Here is a 19,038-nt window from a genome sequence, read left to right as displayed (position 1 = left end):
CTCTTCTCCCCGAGCACACCCCAGGCCCTCGCGGGGAAGACCTCGTGTATCTGACCGACAAGCGCTGTCTGGCATCTTGTTCGTACTGATGATGGGCATTCCTTGGTGACATCTACCTACCTACCTCTAAGCTTTGGCTCTGGCCCCACCAGTTGGCGACGTTTGAAAGAGTGGTATGAGGCAGGTGTTTGGCAGCAATTCCTGTTACAACGCCTGCATTTGGAGGATCGCGTCGACTGGGAACGTGCTTGTGTTGATGGCGCATCTTAAGAGGGGGGGCCGTAGTGCCCAACTCCGCTGACGGATGGCAATGATGTATTGTTGGTGGTCTTTTTTCCGGAGCCGACATGCATGATAGCGTTCTGCTCATGGCCTTACTGGAGGCGGTGCCTAAGTTGCCTGGTGCTTGCAGCCACCCTGGGCATCGTCCAAACCCGTTGCACCCTGACAAGTCTTATGGCTACACACGTTGTTGGGGGAGCCTTTGTTGTTCGATGCATGACGCCACGCATGGCACGCCGAGGCAACGGCAGTAACACTACGCTAGGCCGGCATCGTTGGGTGGTAGAACGCACTTTTGCATAGCTCAATTACGCTAGGCAGCTAGCCGTTCGGTACGAATGCCTGCTCGATATCTACTGCGCCTTTACATTGCTACGATGTGCCATGATCTGTTTTAAAACGCTGATGCCAGGGTTTTGGAACACTCTCTTATCGACGGGTCATAATTGCCTTCAGTAGAGAAGGCCAAGATAGATTGCCTTAACAAGGGCATTCGTCTTGTTCGGGGCATCCAGTTTGTACATTGCACTGCGCATATGGAAGTTCACGGTGCTTTGGCTTAAGTTCAATATCTGGCTAATTTCCCATGCCGTTTTGCCATCTCCGGACCACCTCAATACCTCTTTTTCCCTTTCACTCAGTCTTACACTGGGCTTCAAGCGGAATTTTGTCATCTTGCTCAGGACGGCAGTGGCTACCCATTGCATTTGCAGGTCTACGTGGTCGATATCCTTCTGATCCAGTATGTTGACGCTATCGACCAACAGCATGCTGAAGACATTCTTGCTCTCGATCATCGATTGCGCCCAGCCACCGTAGTGACCGGAGCTGTAATATTCTGATATCAAATCTGGTGCTTGCAGGAAGGTGGGGTCTTCAGTCGTTCCGCGCCAGGATATGGGTTCTGTCGATAAGGCACAGTGCTTGGCGACAGGGGCCTCATCATAGAAACCGTTCTCTTCCTGCTCGCTCACTCTATCCTCGTTGGCGCGAAGGGTAGAGAACCTGCGGTTGTTGGATAAAGGTAGGGGTATTTTAGAGCGCCATCCGCAGAAATCGAAACCGAAGGGTTTGATCGTCTTCTGTGTAATGTCCAGAACGTCCTGCATATCTACGGCATTATCCAGCCCGGTGAAAAAGTCGATTTGCCATTGATTGTTCATTTTGTCGCACCCTCCTGGCGGCTGATTAACATCTTGTTACTGTAAGGAACTGACGGAAACGATAGCTACTGCACTAAAATACAGTAATACATAAAGCGAACGTAAGTACCTTTTAAGTAAAAAATGGGGATTTCATAGGGGGTTATTGGCGAAAAGAGTGCCTGTGGGTTGTCAGATATTCAGCGACAAATAATATTCAGTGCTATGGACGCGTAATTCCTATAATACACATTATTGTCTATAAAAAATAATGGGTATTGTTTTTTGAAATATCAATATCTGGTTGATAATGGATGAAAATAGGCTATGGCTCACCTCTTTAAATATCGGATTCGCTGCGAGAAGGGCATTTAGAGCGTGTTTCATAACCCTAATACCCATGACATTGAAAAGGCTTCAAACCATAAAGCTCGGTAAAAGCCCTCTGTTTTGGAAAGAGTGAAATCAATTGCTCAGGTTATAAAATAGGCTCTTGTCTGTTCCGTTAGTTACAGTGCCTGTAGTTGTCTGTTTGTGAAAGCCTAATGGCCATCGCTATCCTGTTTTTTGGCGACGCTTTTGCCTATTTATTTCGTCTTGACGGAAAGCGGTGGCTTACCTGTTTTTCTATCTATCGCGCCAGAGGCTCTTTAACCATAAGGAAACGGTGGTGGGTATGACCGATAGCGCATTGTTATTACACCTGTCGATATGACAGATAGGTCACTTTTGATGTGTAAGGGAGTCGTGTATTATCGGTATGTTACGCTTTTGGCTAGCGAACAGGGCAGGAAAAGGGCTGTGCAGTGCATGGCGTTTATTACCTAAAACAAGCCTGATAAAGATGCAGGGACATTATCATGAATATGCTTGCGTCACTGCGGCAGCTGTTTGCTGTCACGCTGTCTGATGCTCAGCGTCTACTGAAGTTATCTACGCCGCTTGGGGGCAATGCACTGCTGGTTCAGCGTGTTGTGGCCCGAGAAAATCTGAGTGCTCCCTTTACTTTTACCGTGGACTGTCTGTCGCAGCAGCATGACCTTGATCTACGTCAGTTGCTGGCTCAGCCCGTCACGCTGTCGATCCTTCAGGCTGACGGTTCCTATCGTGATTTGCATGCCATCGTCAGTGATGCCGCTCTGTTGGGAGGCGATGGCGGTGTCAGTGACTATCAGCTGGTGCTCAAACCGTGGATTACGCTGCTGGAGCACATCACCGATAGTCGCATTTTCCAAGACCTGACAGCTGTCGAGATCGTCACGCAGGTACTTGAGGGACACGCGTTCAGTGAGGGCGGTTTCCGGTTCGAACTGCGTCATCAGGAACGTTATCCAAAACGCAGCTACTGTGTGCAGTACCGCGAAACCACCTATCACTTCATCAGTCGTCTTCTGGAAGAGGAAGGTATCTGGTGGTATGTGGTACAGGAAGGCGATAAGCACGTCGTTGTGTTTACCGATGACAACGATACTTGCCCCAATATGTCGCCCGACACCATCCGCTTCCATCGCCAGTCGGCTACCGAACAGTTCGATAGTCTGACCGATTGGGGACAGCGTCGCCAGTTGCAGTCGACGCGCGTGAGCCTCGGCTCGTTCGATTATAAGGCGCCAGCGGCTCCTCTACGCGTGCAGCTCGATACGGTCGACAATCAGGGCAACCTGCCGGTGATGGAGCAGTACGATTATCCCGGAGAATACGCATTCAACCGCTACGATCGCGGTCATCAGCTGGGTGAGACGCTGATGGAAGGCCATGAGTCGAGGGTTGAGCGCTTCACAGGGGCTGGGGGAACACGTCAGCTCAGCGTGGGTCACGGTTTCATTCTGAGTCAGCACCCCAATCACGACGGTGGCGGTCTCGAAAAGCGCACGTTTCTGCTGGTAGGGCTGGACTGGGCGGCGGAAAACAATCTGCCGATGGCGGCTACGCGGCGCCAGATGCCGGGCAGTCTTGAGCCGCAGCTCAAGGCGCTGCGCGATGCCACGGGGCATGAAGTGGAAGGGGCCTCTGAGCAGCAGACGAGTAGCACGGCGTTCTTCCACGTTCAGCTGGAAGCGCAGTATCGCAATGTGCCGTATCGTACGCCAATCCTACATACTAAACCGGAGCTGGGCGGCCCGCAGACGGCCATCGTGGTCGGGCCGGCCAACGAGCAGATTCATACCGACAGCCTCAATCGTGTCAAGGTGCAGTTCCATTGGGACCGCAGCGGTCAGTACAACGAGCGCTCCAGTTGTTGGCTGCGTGTGTCGCAGGCCAATGCTGACGGTGGCTGGGGAGCGGTGTTCGTGCCGCGAGTCGGGCAGGAAGTCATTATCAGCTTTCTAGAAGGTGACCCTGATCGGCCGATCATCACCGGTCGGGTCTACAACGGCGAACGCACGCCGCTGTGGCACAGCAACGGTCTGCTATCGGGCTTTCATACCCAGAATTATCGTGGGGGCGGTTACAACGAGCTGGTGTTCGACGATGCGACTGGCCAAAGCCGTGTCCGCTTGGGTACCGATCAACAGCATTCCCAGTTGAACCTCGGCTATCTGATCCATCAAGAAGGCAATGAGCGCGGGGCCTTCCGTGGCCTTGGCTTCGAGCTGCGCAGCGATGCTTACGGTGCGGTTCGTGCTAATGAAGGGCTGTACCTGTCGAGCTGGGGACAGCCTCATGCGAGCGGTGACCAGCTGGATGTCGATCCTGCGCGTCAGCAGCTGACCAGTGCCCAGCGTCTCAATGATCGCCTGAGTGATCTGGCCAATCAGCACAAGGCCGAGCCACTGAGCAGCGCAGCGCCACTGCAGCAGGCGGCAGAAGAAGCGACGGTGGCCTTTGGCAGTGCGGCGAGTTCGACAGCGACCGATACTTCCTCGGCAGCGGCACAGGCCAGCGCGGCAGGCGGTACGGGACAGTCGCGCCGGATGAGTGCACCGTGGCTGCATGCGGCTTCGCCGGCGGGGATCAGCTTGACTACGCCGCAGTCGACCCATATCGCTCAGGGTGAAAACCTGACGCTGACCAGTGGTCAGGACACGACCATTGCGACGGGCAAGAGTCTGCTCGCGTCGATCACCGAGAAACTGTCGCTGTTCGTCTACAACGCGGGCATCAAGCTGTTCGCCGGTAAAGGCAAGGTCGAGATACAGGCCCAGTCGGATGAAATGGCACTGACGGCCAAGCAGGACCTGCATATCAGCTCGACCAACGGCAAGGTTCAGATCGATGCGTCCACCGGTATCCTGTTGTCCAGCGGTGGTGGCTATATTCAGATCGAAGGCGGCAACATCATGATCCATGCTCCGGGCTCTATCGACATCAAGGGCGCTCAGCATGTATTCGATGGTCCCGCGTCTATGAATGTGACGCCGACTGAGTTGCCGACAGGTGAGCCCAAGGCCTGTCCGACACAGGGACGCGGCAGCAACGCGTCAGGGGCTATCGAACTGTAGTGACTCCGATGGCATGATGAAAAAGCGCCAGAAGCGGCTTGAGCAGCGTTTTCTGGCGCTTTTATCGTTACGTTGTCGATGGGGAATGGCTTTCTCCCTCATGGCGGTATTCGTGGCCGACTGTTCTTTCTTCTTTTTTTGTTTCCTCTTTTGTCTTTTTCTCGCCTTGCAATGCCCTCGCGGGTTCCTTCTCAAAATGCGCCATACGTATGGCGTCTCACTTCCAACATTCTGTCATTTTTCTTTGACGCCATAACCGCTTTTCATGCGCGGGGTTACGTTCATTAGCGCATGAAGGATGGTGTTCTCCCCCTTGTGTACAGCTGAACCTCTGGACAAGCTAAGAGTCCTAGTACTAGTGTCAAATACAGACGCAATGTAAGTGTGTGCATACCTCTTGTCCCTTTATCAAAGCGGTGTGCTCGGCTTAGCGGAGGACCGATAGGGTGTCTGGTTCTTCTTCTTGAACAAGGAGGTGCAGCATGGCCTATGTCACTATCAATCCGTTCACGGGTGAAACGGTGGCTGAATTTCCCGAAACGACGGATCAGGACGTCGCTCTAGCGTTGGACTCTGCTCAAGAGGCATTCGAGTCGTGGCGCGAGCGCTCTGTCGCCGAACGTGTGCAGGTGCTGGCTCGGGCCGCGCGTCTGCTGCGTGAGCGCGAGGAGCAGTATGCGCACCTGATCACGTTGGAAATGGGCAAGCTGGCGCGGGAAGCGCGTGCGGAAATAGATCTGTCCGCGCGCATCATCGACTATTACGTGACCCACGCTGAGCGCCTGCTGGCACCTCAACCTTTGCCTGTCACCCATGCCTCGCAGGGCAAGCCGGTGCTTTACCAAGAGCCGCTGGGTGTGCTGCTGGCCATTGAGCCGTGGAACTTCCCGTTTTATCAGATCGCGCGCATCTTGGCGCCCCAGCTGGCGGTAGGAAACACCATTGTGCTGAAACATGCCTCCAATGTGCCGCAGTGCGCGTTGGCATTTGAGAAGCTGATGGAGGATGCGGGAGCGCCTGAAGGGGTGTATCAGAACCTGTTTGCCACCCGTGAGCAGCTGCAAACGCTGATTGAAGATCCTCGCATTCAGGGGGTTGCGCTGACGGGGTCTGAACGCGCGGGCAGTGTGGTTGCCGAGATGGCAGGTAAGGCACTGAAGAAATCAACGCTGGAGCTGGGCGGCTCAGATGCTTTCATCGTGCTGGACGATGCGCCGCTCGACAAAACCGTGGCGTGGGCCGTGAAAGGGCGCCATACCAATGCGGGTCAGGTGTGCTCGGCCTCCAAACGCCTAGTGATTGCCGACAGCCTCTATGACCGTTTCGTCGAGGCCTATTCCAAGGCGGTCAGTGAGCTGAAAGCGGGTGATCCGGAGCAGTCCGATACATCGCTGGCACCGCTATCGTCCCAGGAAGCGCTGGACAGGTTGGAAAAACAGGTCAGTGATGCTGTGGCGCACGGGGCTAAGCTCACTGAGCTGGGGCCGAAAGTGCCGTCCCAAGGTTTCTTTGCTCAACCGCGCCTGCTGGAAAACGTCACGCCGGACAACCCTGCCTATCGCTGGGAGTTCTTTGGGCCGGTGACTCAGCTCTATCGCGCCAAGGATGATGAAGACGCGCTGCGCATTGCCAACGACTCGCCTTTTGGGCTGGGTGGTTCCGTGTTCAGTGCCGATTCCGAACGGGCGCAGCGTGTGGCTCGGCAATTCTCGACTGGGATGGTGCATATCAACCATCCGACCGTGACGCATGCCGACCTGCCGTTTGGCGGCGTTCGTCGCTCTGGGTATGGCCGCGAGTTGACCGAGCTGGGGCTCAAGGAGTTCGTCAACTTCAAGCTGGTCAATGAAGTCGACATCGACGCTGACCTCTAATGATCGGTGCCGTCTGGTCGCCATGGCAATGCGTGCTATGACGATCACCACGCACTGAAGAGCGGGCCATATGACCGAGCGTCGTATGGCCCGTTTTACATGTAAATGACATGAGCTGAAGGCAGTGTCAGTGCCGGTTATCGTACTGACATAATGACGATGGCACTCGCGCGCCTAGCGAATAGGGGCCAGTGGTCCTGTTTGGAGACTGTTTCGAGTGTTTTTTCCTTTTCTGAAATAGACGATTTCTAGCGCAATTTTGTGGTGTGAAGCCCCTTTAATGACATGGGTATTGAAGCGATGAAACATGCTCTTAGAGCACGGCGCAAATACGATGGCGGCATGGCAGGCGGTTTGACATGAGTAAGCGGTGAAGGCTTAACGGTACTCTGCAGCTGGCATTGGTCGTGCTTTTTCTTGGGCAGGGCGATGAGCGATAGGTCGGCGTGAATCATCGCTTTTCAGGCAAAAAGCGTCGCCGTTCCACTACGTCAGGCGGGCGTGGAAAAAAACGTTATTATGAGTTGAATATCGTCAAAAAGACGCTATCTACGTCTGTTGGAAAGGCGGCTAGGACTCATGCAAGGTCGACAAGAGTAGGCACTGACAACCCTGCCGCTTCGGCATATGCTAACCAAAGCAGTTACTTTTTCGTCAAAGTGGTGAAGGAGTGATAGGTCATGGACAACGACACCGTACGTCTGGAGGGTGGTAACAGTTCGCTACTGCTGCAGGTGAGCCCTTATCCGCGACTGCTGTACTGGGGGCCGCGTCTATCGGCAGCCTCAAGCGATGATGCGCTGACGCTAGCCATGCCGGCGGCGGCGGATCAGCAGGTGCGGCCTTCTGCAATAGAGGGTGCGGGCCAATGGCAGTCGGCTGCGGGGTTGGCAATTGAGGGATATCGCGATCGCCATTCGTTGGCACCACTGTCTTTCGAAACCCTTAGCTATGACTGCGAAGACGAGCAAGTGCGACTGTGCTGCGTGGATCGCGCCGCAGAACTGGAGTTGGAAATCCGGTTGTCGCTGGATGCTGAAACCGGTGTGCTTGGGCTCTGGCAGCGGTTGACCAACCAGGGCGATGTGGCGTTCCGTGTGCGGCGCTTCGGGCTGGTGTTACCACTGGCCGAGCGTGCGGTCGAAGTAATGGGGTTCCATGGTCAGTGGCTGCAGGCATTTCATACTCATCGGATCCAGCCGCAGTACGGTGGCTACCTGCAGGAATACCGCCATGCGCGCCAGCACGATCAGTTCCCCGGTATTGTAGTGGGGACGGCACACTTCTCCGAACAGCACGGTGAAGTATGGGGAGCGCATCTGGCATGGGGTGGGGACCATCGCTTGCGCGTCGATACGCGGGCGGACGGCCGACGCTTTCTGCAGGCTGAAGCACTGCATCAGCAGGCTGAGTTGCGCCTAGATCCGGGCAAGTCTTGCGATACGCCGTGGCTCTATGCAGCCTATGGACCGCATGGGCTCAATACCATGAGCCAAGCTTTCCACCTCTATGTGCGTCAGCACCTTGGGGCTCGACGCGGTGCTGCCCAGCGCCCCGTACAGCTCAACCTGACGCGTTCGGTATGGGAGGCCCATTCCCGTGAAGAGCTACGGCGCATGGCCGCTCGTGCGGCGCGGCTGGGCATCGAGCGTTTCATCATGGAGATTGGCCGTACCTGTCATGCCCGCAACCCTTCGCAGGATTCCACCTTCGAGCTGTCGGACGGTCAGGTCTCGGCGAAGGATGTGCGTCAGCTGATCGACTATGTGCAGGATCACAGCATGCAGTTTGGCATCTGGTTGGCACCTGAGCGCCTGATGGCCGACGAAACGTGCCGTAAGCGTCATCCCGAGTGGGTGCTGCGGCTCAGTAAAGACGATGTGCCTGAACAGCAGGCGCAGTACGTGCTCAATCTTACCCATAGCGAGGCGTGGAACTGGTTGTTCGAGCAGATGGACCGCATGCTGTCCGACTACCATATCAACTTCGTGAAGTGGGAGTTCTGCCGCGAACTGGTGCAGTCTAGCCATGAAGCGTTAGCGCAGGCTCAGATGGAGCGGGCGACGGCAATGCTGGATCTGCTGCGTACGCGCCATCCCGAGACGGCCTTCGAGCCGTGCGTGATCGGGGGCGGGCGCATCGACTATGGGTTGCTGCGCTACATTCGCCGTTTCTGGGCGTCCAGTGCCAGCGATGCGCTTGATCAGCAGCGTATTCAGTATGGGCTGTCCTATTTCTTCCCACCGGAGGTCATCGGTACACACGTGGGAGCAACGCATACCCGTGCGCGTCGCCAGAGCCTGACGATATCGGGGTTGACGGCGTTGTTCGGTCACATGGGGCTGGCTTTCGATATGTTGGCGCTGACCCGTGAACAGCAGGAGGCCGTGGCACGTTACGTCGCGCTGTATAAACAGCTGCGTGGACTGCTGCACGTTGGGCGCAGTCTGCGCATCGAAACGCTGGATCCTGCTAGCAGCCTTGCCGGGGGTATCTTTGGCGTGCGCCATGCAGTGATTGGCGTTGCTCAGTTACAGCCGTCACGGTATGCCGTCAACGAGGTCATTCGTATCCCGGGGCTTGATCCCGAACAGAACTACCACATTCGTGTGCTGGATGCGCCGGAAGAGGTCGACTATCAGCAGGTGCCGTGGATGAAGGAACCAACGGCGCGTATCAGCGGGCAGTGGTTGATGAACGCAGGATTGCGGTTGCCGACATTACCAGCAGAAACGGCATTGCTGATCGAAATCAGAGTGGCAGAGTAGGCGCTTTGCAGCGCAGCGTGACGCAGGCCGCGGTCCTTAGGGTCGCATGTCATGGCATAAGCGGTTAATATACGGCCCCTTCAAGGGCGGGTGATTATCACTCGCCCTTGTCGTTTTAGGATGCCTTGCATCCGTTTGCCACCGCCTACAGAGACGCTTTGACACTTATGCAGATTCCTATTGACGGTCAGCAGATCCATTCTTTCGATGATTTCTTTCAACAGTGTGCCACCGCCTTGGGGGACGAGGTGACGTGGCGCCACGACCTTGATGGTTTCCACGAACTGTTGGTGACCGGCCTGCCGAAGGCCACCACGTTGGTGTGGGCCTCCGCCGCGACTTCCCGCGCTGCGCTCGGCGATGAGCAGTACCTTGAATTAGTGGACGTGCTGGAAAATGCCGTGCACGTACAGCGTCGCTTTGGCTGGGCCGGTGCCTTTGCCTATCAGTTGGCCTGACAGACAGCGTTTCACCCCGACCTTATGCGCGCCGTTAGCCTTGTCTGACGGCGCGTTTTGTTTAGGGCATGTCGCGCTGGCTGACTTGCCTCTCGTACACGTGAGTGATGCCTCGGTCAGGCATATGAACCGCTCAACGCGCGCAATCTAGTGGCGGTAGGGTGTTGCTGAAAGGAGGGATGACTTGCCCGCTCATCGGTGAGCAAGGCCGGATGTATCTTACCGCCGTCACTCGTCGTCGCTGACGTAGCCGTAGTCGCCTTCGATCAGTTGGGCGATATAGGCCGAAAACGATGGGGCCAGCACGATATAACTGTCGGGATCATGAAGGTAGCGCACGACCTGACCCACGGTACCTTTATTGGTCGGCGTAAAATCGATGTACAGCATTGAAGTGCCGCCATTGTTGATGCAGTGCGCAAAGCAGAGCCACTGGTTCATGGGAGCATGGATGTCGATCTCTGGGGCAACGTCGATGATGTCGGACTGGCCCATGAACTCGCCATAGCGTTCGGCAATAGTATCGGCATAGCGGCGCTCGTCGAGCATGTCAGCGCAGGACAGCAGGTAATAGCCGAAATCTTCCCCCACATCGCTGCCGAAAATGGGCTGTGCGACGTAGCCCTCGGGATAGCGGCGATGGTAAGTGCCACCGATTTTGCGCAGCAGATCCACCAGCATGGTGGGACACTGTGGGTATGCCTCAAGCAGACGTGCCAGCTCTGCTTCTGAAGCCCCTTGAATGGCTGCCCACGCCGAGCGCTCTTCCTCGTTCAAAGCGCTTTCGACCTTATGAATATGGGTGTCGATGAGGTTCATGGTGATCCTTGTGAGGTTTGTAGTGTGGTGCCAAGTCCCAGCGTTATGAAAGCCAAGAGGCTGTGGGGATTCAGCCCTCAATAGGTAACACGGTAGCCCTATGCCTACGGTCAGGCCTCTCGTGTTCCCCTCTGCACGGATGTAGCGTTACAGAGGTGAAGATAATGGCATATGATTTTCGCGGGCAAGAAAAAAGAAGAGCGGAAGCGTCATTTATATATTGTTGATTATCATTACTATAACTGGAACTTTCATGCTGCCTATTACCATTGTGATTACGGATGGCTTTTCGGATTGGGAAATTGCGCCATTGAGTGGTCTTGGACGAGCGTTCTTTGGAGCGCCCATTCATTTTGCATCTCCGGAGGGCGGGGCATTGCGCTCGGCGGCCGGTCTGCCTATTGCCGATACCGCACGCTTTCAGGCACCCGATCGCGGCGTGGTAGTGGTTTGTGGCGGTCCGGCACTCGAACAGGGTGAGTCTGTGGTGTTGACCCGTCAGCTTCAGGCTGCCCATGCACAAGGGTGCGTCATAGCGGGCATCTGTGGAGGCACTCTGGCGCTGGCCCATGCAGGACTGCTGCAATATGTGCAGCATACGTCGAATGCTCCCGGGTATCTGGATCAGCATGCGCCCGCTTATTCTGGAACGGTTCGCTATGTCGATCAGCCTCAGGCCGTACGTGATGGCGCGATCATTACTGCTCCAGCTCCCGCACCTGCCAGCTTTGCGGTAGAAGTGTTGGCGGCAGCAGGGGGCGATCGTACGGCAGTCAGCGTGATTCAACAGCTGCTGGCAAGGGAGCACCTCGGTTAAGCAGCGGTGCTAATGGGAGAGGGTGAGTGTTGCTCGGGACAGGGCATTGAATATCATCCTGCCGCCTGCCGCCTGCCGCCTGCCGCCTGCCGCCTGCCGCCTGCCGCCTGCCGCCTGCCGCCTGCCGCCTGCCGCCTGCCGCCTGCCGCCTGCCGCCTGCCGCCTGCCGCCTGCCGCCGTGGGGCAATGAGTCCTTTCCTCGTGAGTTATAAAAAGGATTTTGCCTCTCGTCGGGAAAAGCGCGTCGTTATCCGTGTTTGTCTTTTGCGGTAGGGCCTTAGTCTCGAGGGATAATAGTGGTCGTTACCGCCTTGCTAGAGGCTGTTTCATAACCTGAGTGATTGCTTCTTTTGCCCTTTTTATACTTTTCTACAACAGAAGGTTTTTACCGCAATTTTGTGGTTTGAAGTCCCTTCAATAACATGGGTGTTGAGGGTATGAAACACGTTATTAGTACGATAAGCCTGAAATGAAAAGGCCCGCTTCATAGGAGTGAAGGCGGGCCTTTTCATTAAAAAATCGTTGATGCGGCGGGGTGTGGGGCATGCCCATATCGCGTGCGGACGCTGGGTGAGTCTACGGTGCCATCAGTATCGAGACGTCGCGCATGGTGTGCAGTCCGGCTTCGAAGAAGCGAGCGAACAAGGGGCCGAAGCCGGCGTGCATGGCGGTCATCAGCACCAATCCTGATAGTAGAGTGATGGCAAATCCCACGGAGTAGATGGAAAACTGTGGGGCAACGCGGTTGAGTACGGCCATGGCCAAGTTGATCATCAGCAGTGCGGTCATGATCGGCAGGGCCAGTGTCAGGCCCGCTGAAAACAGGAAACCGCCGAAGGTTGCCAATTGCCACCAGCCGCCACTACTCATCAGCGGTGAGCCGATGGGAATCCATTGGAACGATTCGACCAGCATTTCCAGCACCATCAGATGCACGTTGAAGCTCAAGAACATCAGGATGGCGGTCACGTTCAGAAAGCGTGACAGCACGTTACTGCTGCCTACGTCTGGGCTGAAGAACGAGGCGAACGACAGCCCCATCTGCAGACCGATCATTTCCCCTGCGGTCTGAATGGCCAGGAAGACCATCTTCATCACGAAGCCCAGTGCCAGACCAATCAGTACTTGCTGCACGATGATCAGCAGGCCGGCAAAGGAAGTGGGGCCGACCGTGGGCGCAGGAGGAAGCACGGGGGCAATCAGGATGGCGAGGATGGCCGCCAGCCCGACTTTGAACTTGACCGGTACGCTGCGCTCACCGAACAAGGGGGCCACGCTGAACATCGCTACCAGTCGAAAGAACGGCCAGACGTACATAATGATCCAGCCATACAGCTGGGCTTCGGTAACCTCAATCATGACTGGCTTACCCGATCATCTGCGGAATTTCGTGGAACAGATTGCGGGTGAAATCGCCCAGTGTGCCCAGTATCCACGGTCCGGTCAGAATGATGATGGCCACGATTGCCAGGATCTTGGGAATAAACGACAGCGTCATTTCGTTGATCTGAGTGGCGGCCTGGAACAGGCTCACCAGCAGACCCACGGCCAAGGCCGTCAGCAGAATCGGGGCCGAAACGATCAGGGTCAGTTTCATGGCTTGGTAGCCAAGGTGTATTACGGTTTCCGGCGTCATCGCTACGAATTCCTTATTGCAAAGGCAGAGCACGCAAAGGTGCTCTGCCGTGAGCTGGTGCGAAAGAGGTTCACATCAGCATCGTCTTACGGTCTACCCGGCCGCGGTATCTACATATAAAAGCTTTGGGCCAGTGACCCCACCAGCAGGCTCCACCCGTCGACCAGCACGAACAGCATCAGCTTGAAGGGCAGCGATATGGTGGTAGGCGGCACCATCATCATCCCCAACGCCATTAGTACACTGGCCACGACTAGGTCGATGACCAAAAACGGAATGAAGATCATGAAGCCGATCTGGAAGGCGCTTTTCAGCTCGCTAAGGGCGAAGGCTGGCATCAGAACACGCATCGGCACATCATCCGGGGAATGAAACTCAGGCATGTCGGCGATGCGGGCCAGCATGGCAATGTCCGATTCGCGGGTCTGGTGCAGCATGAAGGTACGTACAGGGCCCGCGCCGCGTTCGATCGCTTCTTGGAAGGTGATCTTGTCGGCGGCCAGCGGTGCATAGGCCTGATCGTAGACTTGAGAAAATACGGGCGACATGATGAAGAAGGTCAAGAACAGCGACAGCCCGATCAGCACTTGGTTGGGCGGCGAGCTGTTGGTCCCCATCGCCGTACGCAGCAGGCTGAAGACGATCACGATGCGCGTGAACGAGGTCATCATCAGCAGGGCAATGGGGATAAAGGTCATCGAGGTGAGGATGACCAGTGTTTGAATCGGAACCGACCACGACTGTCCACCGTTGCCGGTCGGGTGGCTAACGATGCTGGCCGGCGAGGTGCCAGCGGCATGGGCCGGTATGGCGATCATCACCAGCAGCAGGGCAGTGGCGATGGCCAGCGTCCAGAGGCTGCTGCGCTGGGCCACAGCAAAGGAAAGGAGACGGGGCATACGAAGGCTAGGCATGATCGTTCCTGTCATCATGAGAATCACGATCGGTGGTGGTGCGGCCGCGGGCATCCTTGCGACCGAAGGTCTGGCGTGCCGCTTCGCGCAGCGCTTGCGAGAAGGGCATGCCGGTGCGCGGTGCTGCATCAGTAGCGGCAACATCCGCTTGAGGTTCATCGGGGCGCGGCATTGAGTGCAGCGCGGTGATGCCTTGCGGTGAAATGCCGACGACCAGCCAAGTGTCGTTGATTTCCATTACGGCGATGCGTTCCTTGTTGCCGACCGCCTGTGTATCAATGGTCTTCAGCACCCGCTGTCCGCCGCGGCGCATTGAGCCGGAGGACAGGCGTTTCACCAGCAGCCCCAATCCGAAGATAAAGGCGATGACGATGGCCAGTCCCCCGGCAACATGAAGGGTGTCGCTCAGTCCCGGCGTACTGGCCGTTGAGGTTGACCAGTCGAGGGCGGGGGAAGGCTGGGTAGTGTGGGCATTCAAGGAGCCGTTCGCTTTGGGGGCTACTACGGCAGCGCCTGCCACAGAGGTGGCAGGCGTTGTGAGCGTCTCGGACGATGTCTGAGACGGTACGACAGATGGCTGAGTCATGGGCTCGCAGTGTCCTGACGGTGCATCAGCGCTTGTTGAGGCGCTGCAGGCGTTCGGCCGGAGTAATGATGTCGGAAACGCGGATACCGTAGCTGTCTTCGATCACGACGACTTCACCTTGAGCGATGAGGTAGCCATTGATCATGATGTCCATCGGCTCACCGGCCAGACCTTCAAGCTCTACGATGGAGCCTTTCGCCAGATCCAGCAGCTCGCGGATGCTTAGACGTGTACGCCCCAGCTCGACGGAAAGCGTGACGGGAATTTCCATCACCATTTCCAGCTCGCGCGGTGCCGCGTTCAGAGACGGCTCGCTGCCTTTGCTTTCGCTCAGCGGGCGGAATACGTCGGCATCGGCGGGCGTCGCAGCCGGAGCTGAAGCCGCTTCTTCGGACGGCTCAGCAGGTTCGGCCGCCGCTTCCGTAGTTTCTTCTTCGGCAGAAGCGTCGCCAGTGGCGCCCTGTTCTGCCATGGCAGCACCCCAGATATCGTCGAGTTCCGACTGTTCCTGGGCGTCTTGGTTCTGTTCGTCACTCATGAATGGAGTCCTTCTCGACAATCGATGACAATCGTTCGCCCTTCGCCTTGCGCTTGCGGCCGCCAAGGTGAGCCAGGTCTTCGCCAGCGGGGGCATGGTGGTCAATAAGATGGTTGACGCGCAATGCCTTACGGTCTTCGATGGTGCCGTATTCGCTGGTCATCACCGCTACACCGTCGACTTCCACCGAAATGTCCGTGGGCAGTTCGATGGGCAGAATGTCGCCTTCCCTGAGATTCATCAGACGACCGATAGTGGTCTCGATGTCCACGAAGTGGGCCACCAGCTCGACGTCGGACTGGGTCACTTCTTGGCTCAGACGTTTCAGGCGGGCCTGCTCGTCTTCATTGTTGGTATTGCTGCCGCTGATCGGTTCGATCATGGAGTAGGGCATGCAAATGTGGAAATCACATTCGAAGTTGCCGAACTCCAGTCGAAAGATCGAGTCGACGACCAGTTCACTGGGCGTATCGACGATGTTGGCGAAGCGCGCCTGTGTTTCCGATCGCTGATGCGTGGGGGTGATTGGGAAGAACCCTTCCCACGCTTCTTGGTACGTTTCCAGCACGCTCTCGACGATACGGTTGATGATGCGCTGTTCGGTACGGGTGAAGTCGCGTCCTTCCGCACGCAGCGCCAGTCGTCCATCACCGCCGAACAGGCTGTCGACCGTCATCAGGATCAGCTCGGGAGGAAACACGATAACCGTGTTCCCTACCAGCGGTGCCATGCTGATCAGGTTGATGCTGGAAGGCACCGGCAGCGAGCGAGTGAAATCGCTGTATTTCTTGAGTTGGATGAGCTGCTGCGGCTTGACGGAAATATCACCACCACGGCGCAGCAGATCTTCCAATGTCAGGCGTAATCGACGGGCAAAGCTTTCGTTGATCGTATCCATGTCCTGCAGACGGGTACGGATCGTACGCTGCTGCGTGGAAGGATCGAACCGACGAATGAGCTTGCCGTTGAAGCGTTCAGGCTCGTTGGAGTTCGACTTTTCTTCGCCGCTCACGTCATTGAGCAGCGCGTCGATCTCCTCCTGCGAAAGCAAGTCGTCGTTCATGGGATCACTGGACTATGAAGTCGGTGAAAAGGACCTGGCGGACGTTGATGGCGATCGCCGAGGTGTCGAAGGGTGCCATGAGGGCTTCGCGGATCTCGTTGGCCAGTCGTTCCTTGTCCTGAGGCGTGCTCAGGTTGTCGGCTTTCTGACTGGACAGCAACATCAGGATGCGATTGCGCACTTCAGGCAGATGCTGGGTCAGCGCCTTGACAGCTTCATCATCACTGACCTGAAGCGACAACCCGACATACAGCATACGGCCTTCGGTATCATTCAAATTGACAGTGAACGGTTTCAACTCGGTGTATACCGGTGGTTTCACCTGAACGACGGAAGGCTGTTCGACGACGACATGCTGCTGAGGAGCAGCGGCAGTGTGCCGACCGAAGAGGTACCAGTAGCCACCGGCACCTGCGCCAGCCGCTATGATGATGATCACAAGCGCCAGCATAAGGGTCGAAATGAAGCCGCGACGTGCAGGCGTGGTGTTGACGGATTCGTTGGACATGGTGCTCTCTACCCTGAAGAGTTGGTTCAATACTAGGCAATCTTGTCTGTTCGGCATGAGCTGAACAGCACGGCGATATATAGCCAGATCAGCGTTTTATGCGCGCCGTCTCTGCGGCGTGTTGAACGCTGCACCACCCCAGTTAGCAGGGCAGTGCAGCCGGGCAGCAGACGCTGCCCGTACAGGCTCAGGCCGTCGCGCGAAGGCCGTGAGCGGTGCTCGTTGACGTGCTGGATGCCGTGGCGGCATCGGCAGGTTCTTCATGTGTAGAGAGTGCGGCCGTGTCGGGTGCAGCGGCCTGTTCGTGCGTCTGATAGGACGACTGCTGTGATGGCTGCTGGTCGGAGGCCATGCCACTGAACGCGTGCTGTTGCTGGGACGTCTGCTGGCCCGCATCTGGGTTGTGCTCGACGACACTGACGTTTTGCAGCTGGATGCCCTGGTCGGCCAGTGCGTGGTGCAGTGCGTTGACCGACGAGGTCAGCGCATCATGTGCCTGACGGGAGTGAGTCACGAACTGGATGTCGGCTTGGCCGCGATCCATCTGCAGGCTGACTTCGAGTGATCCCAGCGAAGCCGGTGCCAGTGTCAGCGTGGTCTGCCCTTGATCCAGACGGCTCATGGTCGAAATATGAGAGGCCAGAGCCTGATTCCAGTGATCGCTATCAATGGATGGCATCGTGGCGGCGGCACTGGCTGCCTGGGCAGCGCTACCGTTGCCGCTGGTTGTCTGGCTGATGGCGTTCTGGAGTCCGAAGTCCGCCTGCGAGCGTGACGACGATGCATCGACGTCGCGTTCGTCATTGGCCAGTTGCGCCGCGGCTTGGGCGGTCTGGTTGAGTGCGGACGTTGCGTTCTGCGATGTTGTGACCGGTGTACGGGTACGCGTACGGTCGGATGAACTGGCATTGTCCAGCGAGAAGGGTGTTGCCGTGCGGCGTTCTGCTGTACTGCCTTCCTGAACGGTAGTGCTCTGAGCCGTTGCCTTCAGGGCTTCGGCGCTGCCTGCGGCACTGGTCTGATCGCTGCGCTTCTGATCGACCAGCTGCTGAAGGGCCAGTGCCTGCTGCAATGCTTCATTGCGGGCATCGCTGGCCTGTGTAGTGGTCGACGTGACGGTCGTGGCTGCCGCGGTCACCGGCTCAAGCCCTTTCTGCGGTGCCGTTGTCTGAGCGGTCAGCGTGCTTTGCACTGCCTGCTGCGTGTCGCCCGTCATCATCTGCTCGACGGCCATCGACGCCAGAATGTCATTGGCCGCTTCGTCGTCGGTGGTGTCCGCCTGCTGTGTCGAACGACGGCGTGCGGCTTGAGTCGAGGCCGCTTCGGAATCCGCTGTTGTCAGGTGCTTGTCGCGACGCTGTGCTGCGGCGTGCTGTGCGTTGGTCTTGCTGTCGGCGCTGGCCAGCGTGATCGCTTTTGCACGGTCTTCTTCGTGCGTGGTCGCGGCAGCAGGCGCGTTCGATGCTGATGTCGACGCCTTTTCCTGCGTGGTCGATGCGTCGTTCAGGGTGTTCTGGTACAGCGTGCTGAAGCCGTTCGACTCCCCGGCAGATACCGGGGCGGACGCCGATGGGGGCGTAGATGCAGCAGGCAGTACCGACGTAATGGAAAACGAACCGGTAGACATGGAAGGCTCTCTGTTGCAAATGCAGTGGATATAAAGGCACTACCGGCCTTGCGGCCGGTAGTCATGACGCAGAAGAGGTATCAGGTGCCGCTCATGACACTGCGCGCACGGCTGGCATATTCATCCATCAGGCGCTGATCGAGGCGTTTCTCGCGGGCCAGCGCCGCCTGTTCGCGTCGCTTGCGCAGCACGTCATAGGCGTTGGTCTCGCGCTTCACTTCCTGCCAGTGGGTCAGGGCGCGTTCGACGCGTTGGCACGCCGCATCCAGCTGGATCAGCTGCTGCTTGCGTGTCGAGTCGAGCGATTCGATGAATGCCTGCTGCTGTGCAAAGCGTTTGGCCGGTGCACCGGCCATGCCCAGCTGATTGAGTCCCTGACGGTACTGCGTCAGGTAGTGCTCGATCTGCTGCAGCTGCGTTTCACAGCGCTGCTGTTCGGCGCGGCAGTGGCCGAGCGTGCGGCTGGCGATATCCAGCCGTTCCTCGGCCAGATCGATCAGCACATCAAGTGATGAAGTGGCCTTGGCCATGTCGATCTTCTCCCAGTGTCAAGTCGCGCCGCA

Annotated in this window: 17 protein-coding genes; 6 read left to right on the top strand and 11 right to left on the bottom strand. The window is 57.1% G+C overall.

Annotation, left to right across the window (positions count from 1 at the left end; all coding sequences use genetic code 11):
- Positions 1-734: 734 nt before the first annotated feature.
- Positions 735-1,445 carry a LuxR C-terminal-related transcriptional regulator gene (locus tag ACMHYW_RS07555; protein WP_414499388.1) on the bottom strand — a complete coding sequence of 237 codons (711 nt, stop codon included), beginning with the start codon at positions 1,443-1,445 and terminating at the stop codon, positions 735-737.
- An 839-nt stretch (positions 1,446-2,284) separates the two neighbouring features.
- Here ACMHYW_RS07555 and ACMHYW_RS07550 point away from each other — a divergent pair.
- The 4 genes from ACMHYW_RS07550 (at position 2,285) to ACMHYW_RS07535 (ending at position 9,967) form a co-directional block, all read left to right on the top strand.
- Positions 2,285-4,867 carry a type VI secretion system Vgr family protein gene (locus tag ACMHYW_RS07550; RefSeq protein ID WP_414499387.1) on the top strand — a complete coding sequence of 861 codons (2,583 nt, stop codon included), beginning with the start codon at positions 2,285-2,287 and terminating at the stop codon, positions 4,865-4,867.
- Between the two features lie 482 nt (positions 4,868-5,349).
- Entirely contained in the window at positions 5,350-6,741 is a 1,392-nt protein-coding gene (locus ACMHYW_RS07545) for an NAD-dependent succinate-semialdehyde dehydrogenase (protein WP_414499386.1), read from the top strand.
- Between the two features lie 680 nt (positions 6,742-7,421).
- Entirely contained in the window at positions 7,422-9,509 is a 2,088-nt protein-coding gene (locus ACMHYW_RS07540) for an alpha-galactosidase (protein ID WP_414499385.1), read from the top strand.
- Positions 9,510-9,676: 167 nt separating this feature from the next.
- Positions 9,677-9,967 carry a barstar family protein gene (locus tag ACMHYW_RS07535; RefSeq protein ID WP_414499384.1) on the top strand — a complete coding sequence of 97 codons (291 nt, stop codon included), beginning with the start codon at positions 9,677-9,679 and terminating at the stop codon, positions 9,965-9,967.
- A gap of 228 nt (positions 9,968-10,195) precedes the next feature.
- On the opposite strand, the gene ACMHYW_RS07530 is transcribed toward ACMHYW_RS07535, so the two are convergent.
- On the bottom strand, positions 10,196-10,786 hold the full coding sequence (locus ACMHYW_RS07530) for an SMI1/KNR4 family protein (RefSeq protein WP_414499383.1): 591 nt from the start codon (positions 10,784-10,786) through the stop codon (positions 10,196-10,198).
- 253 nt (positions 10,787-11,039) lie between these two features.
- On the opposite strand from ACMHYW_RS07530, the gene ACMHYW_RS07525 reads away from it, so the two are divergent.
- Complete coding sequence (locus tag ACMHYW_RS07525; protein WP_414499382.1) at positions 11,040-11,603, top strand: DJ-1/PfpI family protein; 564 nt, start codon at positions 11,040-11,042, stop codon at positions 11,601-11,603.
- Positions 11,604-11,649: 46 nt separating this feature from the next.
- Positions 11,650-11,793: a hypothetical protein gene (locus tag ACMHYW_RS07520; protein ID WP_414499381.1), complete on the top strand. Its 144-nt coding sequence runs from the start codon at positions 11,650-11,652 to the stop codon at positions 11,791-11,793.
- A 386-nt stretch (positions 11,794-12,179) separates the two neighbouring features.
- On the opposite strand, the gene fliR is transcribed toward ACMHYW_RS07520, so the two are convergent.
- The 9 genes from fliR to fliJ form a co-directional block, all read right to left on the bottom strand.
- A complete protein-coding gene (gene fliR / locus ACMHYW_RS07515; RefSeq protein ID WP_414499380.1) occupies positions 12,180-12,962 on the bottom strand; it encodes a flagellar biosynthetic protein FliR in 783 nt (260 codons plus the stop codon).
- A 7-nt stretch (positions 12,963-12,969) separates the two neighbouring features.
- A complete protein-coding gene (gene fliQ, locus ACMHYW_RS07510) occupies positions 12,970-13,239 on the bottom strand; it encodes a flagellar biosynthesis protein FliQ (RefSeq protein ID WP_414499379.1) in 270 nt (89 codons plus the stop codon).
- A 110-nt stretch (positions 13,240-13,349) separates the two neighbouring features.
- A complete protein-coding gene (gene fliP / locus ACMHYW_RS07505) occupies positions 13,350-14,153 on the bottom strand; it encodes a flagellar type III secretion system pore protein FliP (RefSeq protein WP_414499378.1) in 804 nt (267 codons plus the stop codon).
- A complete protein-coding gene (fliO, locus tag ACMHYW_RS07500) occupies positions 14,146-14,739 on the bottom strand; it encodes a flagellar biosynthetic protein FliO (RefSeq protein ID WP_414499377.1) in 594 nt (197 codons plus the stop codon). Before fliO ends, fliP begins: the two co-directional genes overlap by 8 nt.
- 25 nt (positions 14,740-14,764) lie before the next feature.
- Entirely contained in the window at positions 14,765-15,277 is a 513-nt protein-coding gene (gene fliN / locus ACMHYW_RS07495) for a flagellar motor switch protein FliN (RefSeq protein ID WP_414499376.1), read from the bottom strand.
- The gene (fliM, locus tag ACMHYW_RS07490) at positions 15,270-16,340 is read right to left on the bottom strand and encodes a flagellar motor switch protein FliM (protein ID WP_084261844.1); all 1,071 of its coding nucleotides are present in this window, start codon (positions 16,338-16,340) and stop codon (positions 15,270-15,272) included. Before fliM ends, fliN begins: the two co-directional genes overlap by 8 nt.
- Positions 16,341-16,344: 4 nt before the next feature.
- The gene (gene fliL, locus ACMHYW_RS07485) at positions 16,345-16,848 is read right to left on the bottom strand and encodes a flagellar basal body-associated protein FliL (RefSeq protein ID WP_414499375.1); all 504 of its coding nucleotides are present in this window, start codon (positions 16,846-16,848) and stop codon (positions 16,345-16,347) included.
- 187 nt (positions 16,849-17,035) lie between these two features.
- Positions 17,036-18,475, bottom strand: a complete 1,440-nt coding sequence (locus ACMHYW_RS07480) for a flagellar hook-length control protein FliK (RefSeq protein WP_414499374.1) — start codon at positions 18,473-18,475, stop codon at positions 17,036-17,038.
- Between the two features lie 80 nt (positions 18,476-18,555).
- Positions 18,556-19,005, bottom strand: a complete 450-nt coding sequence (fliJ, locus tag ACMHYW_RS07475) for a flagellar export protein FliJ (protein ID WP_414499373.1) — start codon at positions 19,003-19,005, stop codon at positions 18,556-18,558.
- Positions 19,006-19,038: the final 33 nt, after the last annotated feature.

This window comes from Zymobacter sp. IVIA_12111.31 C1, from assembly GCF_047495495.1.
GTDB lineage: Bacteria > Pseudomonadota > Gammaproteobacteria > Pseudomonadales > Halomonadaceae > Zymobacter.
Note: the sequence above shows the minus strand (reverse complement) of the source record. Positions and strands in the feature narration are given on the sequence as shown.

Bases quoted from the DNA above. Each gene is read 5' to 3' on its own strand.
- ACMHYW_RS07555 (WP_414499388.1), bottom strand. From the start codon at position 1,445: ATGAACAATCAATGGCAAATCGACTTTTTCACCGGGCTGGATAATGCC.
- ACMHYW_RS07550 (WP_414499387.1), top strand. From the start codon at position 2,285: ATGAATATGCTTGCGTCACTGCGGCAGCTGTTTGCTGTCACGCTGTCT.
- ACMHYW_RS07545 (WP_414499386.1), top strand. From the start codon at position 5,350: ATGGCCTATGTCACTATCAATCCGTTCACGGGTGAAACGGTGGCTGAA.
- ACMHYW_RS07540 (WP_414499385.1), top strand. From the start codon at position 7,422: ATGGACAACGACACCGTACGTCTGGAGGGTGGTAACAGTTCGCTACTG.
- ACMHYW_RS07535 (WP_414499384.1), top strand. From the start codon at position 9,677: ATGCAGATTCCTATTGACGGTCAGCAGATCCATTCTTTCGATGATTTC.
- ACMHYW_RS07530 (WP_414499383.1), bottom strand. From the start codon at position 10,786: ATGAACCTCATCGACACCCATATTCATAAGGTCGAAAGCGCTTTGAAC.
- ACMHYW_RS07525 (WP_414499382.1), top strand. From the start codon at position 11,040: ATGCTGCCTATTACCATTGTGATTACGGATGGCTTTTCGGATTGGGAA.
- fliR (WP_414499380.1), bottom strand. From the start codon at position 12,962: ATGATTGAGGTTACCGAAGCCCAGCTGTATGGCTGGATCATTATGTAC.
- fliQ (WP_414499379.1), bottom strand. From the start codon at position 13,239: ATGACGCCGGAAACCGTAATACACCTTGGCTACCAAGCCATGAAACTG.
- fliP (WP_414499378.1), bottom strand. From the start codon at position 14,153: ATGCCTAGCCTTCGTATGCCCCGTCTCCTTTCCTTTGCTGTGGCCCAG.
- fliO (WP_414499377.1), bottom strand. From the start codon at position 14,739: ATGACTCAGCCATCTGTCGTACCGTCTCAGACATCGTCCGAGACGCTC.
- fliN (WP_414499376.1), bottom strand. From the start codon at position 15,277: ATGAGTGACGAACAGAACCAAGACGCCCAGGAACAGTCGGAACTCGAC.
- fliM (WP_084261844.1), bottom strand. From the start codon at position 16,340: ATGAACGACGACTTGCTTTCGCAGGAGGAGATCGACGCGCTGCTCAAT.
- fliL (WP_414499375.1), bottom strand. From the start codon at position 16,848: ATGTCCAACGAATCCGTCAACACCACGCCTGCACGTCGCGGCTTCATT.
- ACMHYW_RS07480 (WP_414499374.1), bottom strand. From the start codon at position 18,475: ATGTCTACCGGTTCGTTTTCCATTACGTCGGTACTGCCTGCTGCATCT.
- fliJ (WP_414499373.1), bottom strand. From the start codon at position 19,005: ATGGCCAAGGCCACTTCATCACTTGATGTGCTGATCGATCTGGCCGAG.